Genomic DNA, 3,471 nt, shown 5'->3' with positions numbered 1-3,471 from the left:
ACAAAGCTGCTCGAGCTTCGCAAGGATCAGGCAGCCATCAACGTCGTCCTGGGCCATAGCGGCAATCTCTTCGATGCGGCCCAACGTTCGCTCCGCCAGCCGCACAATCTGCAGCCCCGTGTCATGCGAGAGCGGAATGCCGCGGCGCAAGCCGGCGTCAAGCATATAGCCGGACACCCCCTGCCCTGCCTTCGCCGCTTTCTCCTGGATGACGGCTTGCTCGGCTGCCGTCATGTAGACCTTGATCAGCTTCGATTTATTATGATTCGAATTTGCCAATATTTATTTCGCTCCAGATATTTGGGCCCACGTGAGGAGCCTTGATGATCAAGTTGTACGAGAGCGCTGAGAAAGGCCAAACCGATAATCTGGTGTGCAAAAACGATTTCGGTGGATAAGACCCTCATCGATTAAGTTTTACTGGCTGTTTGAGAGGGTCAGGTCAGCGAGAAACATGGGAAGGGGAAGCAGGACACGTGGTTTGCGAGTTTGTTTTTCGATTTATTCTATCTGCTCATATGTCGTGCGAACTGCTTGTGGGGTCGGCGAAACATTTCAACTGCCCTACTGTTCGCTTGCCGGCCAACCAAACTTACTTGTTTGGCGTAGGAACACTGATCTTCCAGCGGACGCTACTTTGTACCGCCAACTCGAGACAGCACCCCCCGTCTCGGATCTGGTAGCCAACCCATGTTCGGACACCCACACGACTGCAGCCAGATCGGCGCAAGCGGCATCTCTCGCCTACCAATCGGCGACTACATCTTCGCCGAAAACTCGCCGCCTTTAAGATCATCACTCGGCCAGCTGAATGTCGCGTGGATGGCTGCCAAGAACGGGTTATCGATGACCGCCCACTCAGATGATCGGGTTGCGTCCGATCTCTATTCCCAGCCCGCGCCGCCGCTCTCGCCGTCCTACCGTTCCCGCAGGGCGTCGGCTTCGCGTGAGAGGAACCAGTCGTAGGTTTGGGTGATGCCGTCGATGAGGGCGATGCGGGCTTGCCAGCCGAGGTCGGTCAGGCGGGACACGTCCATCAGCTTGCGCGGGGCGCCGTCGGGTTTGCTGGTGTCGAAGGCCAGCGTGCCCTCAAAGCCCACCACGGTCGCGACCATTTCGGCCAGCTCGCGGATCGAGACATCCTCGCCGCAGCCCACGTTGATGTGGCTGAGCATCGGGCTGACGGCGGCCTGATACCGCTCGGGCGCAAGGTTGTGGACGAAGAGCGAGGCTTCGGCCATGTCCTCCACGTGCAGGAATTCGCGCCGCGGCGTGCCCGAGCCCCAGATCGTCACCGTCTCGCCCCCGTCGCGTTTCGCCGCGTGGAACCTTCGCATGAGCGCGGGGAGGACGTGGGAGTTCTCGGGGTGGAAATTGTCGCCGGGCCCGTAAAGATTGGTCGGCATCACTGAGCGGTAATCGACGCCGTATTGCCGATTGTAACTCTCGCACAATTTGATTCCGGCGATCTTGGCAATGGCATAGGGCTCATTGGTGGGCTCCAGCGTGCCGGTGAGCAGCGCGGCCTCGGCCATCGGCTGTGCGGCCTCGCGCGGGTAAATGCACGACGAGCCGAGTTGCAGAAGTTTTGTGACCCCAATGCGGTGAGCGCTGTGGATGACATTGCATTCAATCATCAGGTTTTGATAAATGAAATCCGCCGGATAACTGTTGTTGGCGACAATACCGCCGACTTTCGCCGCGGCGAGGATCACCTCATCGGGGCGTTCCCGCGCCATGAAATCCTGCACCGCCGCCTGGTCCGTCAGGTCCAGCTCGGAGGAGCTGCGCACCACAAGGTCAAGTGCTTCTCCGGCGGCTTTGCGGGCTTCGAGCTTGCGCAGGATCGCCGATCCGACCATGCCCCGATGGCCTGCCACATAGATTTTCCGCATCATATCCTGTCCTTCGTGCTGTGTCCGGCGCGCTGTGCCCGCCGTGCTGTACCCGCGTTCGAGCGCGGGCATACACGGGTGCAGCGGTCCGTGCCAAGCCAAGATCACGCGCCCTGCCCCGATTTGCGGTCGAATTGCGCATCTGCCCTTCCCGTTTCGCTTTTGAAAGGTTAAAGAGCACGGGTGCTTTCAAATGCCGCCCCCGCGGGACGGCAAACCGATTCCATGCACCGCCCCCGTGGCGTCAGATTTCAAAGGCCCTTCGGGGCCAGCCACACTGCGATTTGAGGGACCCTTCGGGCATTTGCCCAGCGGGTGTTACTGAAACAGAGTTTAACGGCCGAGACATGAAATTTCAGATATTGGGCATCAATTACGCGCCCGAACTCATTTCCACGGCCGTTTATACCACGGATATGGCCGAATATCTGTCCCGCGCGGGGCATGAGGTGAACGTCGTCACCGCGCAGCCCTATTTCCCCGCGTGGGAGGTGATGGAAGGCTGGCCGAAATACCAATACAAGCGCGAACAGCGCAACGGCATCAATGTGGTGCATTGCCCGCTCTATGTGCCGCGCAAACCCACCGGCAAATCCCGTCTGCTGCACTACGCCACTTTCACGCTGGCGGCCTTTCCGCCGATGTTGTGGCGCGCGCTTACCCGGCGCCCCGATGTGGTTTTCGTCGTCGCGCCCTCGCTGGTGTCGGCGGTGGCCGGCTGGGTCAGCGCCCGGCTGAGCGGCGCGAAGCTCTGGGTGCACGTGCAGGATTTCGAGGTTGAGGCGGGCTTTGCCACCGGGGCCTTTTCCCCCGACAGCCGGATCGGCCGCGCCGCCCGCGCCTTTGAGGGGTGGATGCTGCGGCGCTGCGACCGGGTGAGCTCGATCTCGGCCCCGATGGTGCGCAAACTGGTCGCCAAGGGCGTGGACCCGACCCGCACCTTCGAGCTGCGCAACTGGGCCAATCTCGATCACGTCGATGTGGTCACCGGCCCCAACCCCGCCCGCGACCGGCTCGGGATCACCACCCGCTATGTCGCGCTTTATTCCGGCAATGTCGCGGCGAAACAGGGGATCGAGATCATCCCCCAGGCCGCGCGTCTGCTGCACGACCGGGACGATCTGACCTTCCTGATTTGCGGTCAGGGGCCGCTGCTGGACACGCTCAAGGCGCAGGCGGCGGATCTGCCCAACGTGCGGTTCGCCCCCCTGCAGCCGATCGAGCACTTTTCGGAGACGCTGGGGCTGGCCGATGTGCACCTGCTGCCGCAGATCGAAGGTGTATCGGATCTGCTGTTGCCCTCGAAGCTGACGAACATGCTCGCCTCGGGCCGGCCGGTCATCGCCACGGTGACCCGCGACACCGCCCTTGCGGCCGAGGTCGAGGGCGCGGGCGTGATCACGCCCCCCGGCGATGCCCCGGCCCTTGCAGCGGCCCTGACCGAGCTTTTGCAAGACCCCGAGCGCCACGCCCGCCTGTCCCGACAGGCGCGCAGCCGCGCGCTGGACCGCTGGAACAAACCCGCGATCCTTGACCGTTTCCTCGCGGCCGCGAAGGCGCTGATCTCAGCCCCCGC

Annotated in this window: 3 protein-coding genes; 1 reads left to right on the top strand and 2 read right to left on the bottom strand. The window is 62.3% G+C overall.

Translation table 11 applies throughout. The annotated features are described in order from the left end of the window. Positions 1–279 (bottom strand): plasmid mobilization protein (locus DC363_RS16530; protein WP_422396419.1); only part of this gene is annotated, 279 nt, incomplete at its 3' end. Between the two features lie 638 nt (positions 280–917). Continuing rightward, on the bottom strand, positions 918–1,895 hold the full coding sequence (gene fcl, locus DC363_RS16525) for a GDP-L-fucose synthase (protein ID WP_108642262.1): 978 nt from the start codon (positions 1,893–1,895) through the stop codon (positions 918–920). Between the two features lie 347 nt (positions 1,896–2,242). Between fcl and DC363_RS16520 the strand changes: the two genes are divergently transcribed. After that, positions 2,243–3,471 (top strand): WcaI family glycosyltransferase (locus tag DC363_RS16520; protein ID WP_108642261.1); only part of this gene is annotated, 1,229 nt, incomplete at its 3' end.

The organism is Thalassorhabdomicrobium marinisediminis, assembly GCF_003072065.1.
GTDB lineage: Bacteria > Pseudomonadota > Alphaproteobacteria > Rhodobacterales > Rhodobacteraceae > Octadecabacter > Octadecabacter marinisediminis.
This window is presented reverse-complemented; position numbering and strand designations above follow the sequence as displayed.

Bases quoted from the DNA above. Each gene is read 5' to 3' on its own strand.
- fcl (WP_108642262.1), bottom strand. From the start codon at position 1,895: ATGCGGAAAATCTATGTGGCAGGCCATCGGGGCATGGTCGGATCGGCG.